Annotated in this window: 1 protein-coding gene; it reads left to right on the top strand. The window is 56.0% G+C overall.

Going from position 1 to position 323, the window contains the following annotated elements:
* Positions 1 to 65 precede the first annotated feature (65 nt).
* A partial coding sequence (locus JW499_RS21965) for a hypothetical protein (protein WP_033551149.1) occupies positions 66 to 323 on the top strand: 258 nt, incomplete at its 3' end.

Below are 323 nucleotides of genomic sequence, written 5' to 3'. Positions count from 1 at the left end.
GCTGATGCAAAATGTTTTATGTGAAACCGCCTGCGGGCGGTTTTGTCATTTATGGAGCGTGAGGAATGGGTAAAGGAAGCAGTAAGGGGCATACCCCGCGCGAAGCGAAGGACAACCTGAAGTCCACGCAGTTGCTGAGTGTGATCGATGCCATCAGCGAAGGGCCGATTGAAGGTCCGGTGGATGGCTTAAAAAGCGTGCTGCTGAACAGTACGCCGGTGCTGGACACTGAGGGGAATACCAACATATCCGGTGTCACGGTGGTGTTCCGGGCTGGTGAGCAGGAGCAGACTCCGCCGGAGGGATTTGAATCCTCCGGCTCC

Origin of the sequence: Amphritea pacifica (assembly GCF_016924145.1) — a bacterium.
GTDB lineage: Bacteria > Pseudomonadota > Gammaproteobacteria > Pseudomonadales > Balneatricaceae > Amphritea > Amphritea pacifica.
Note: the sequence above shows the minus strand (reverse complement) of the source record. Positions and strands in the feature narration are given on the sequence as shown.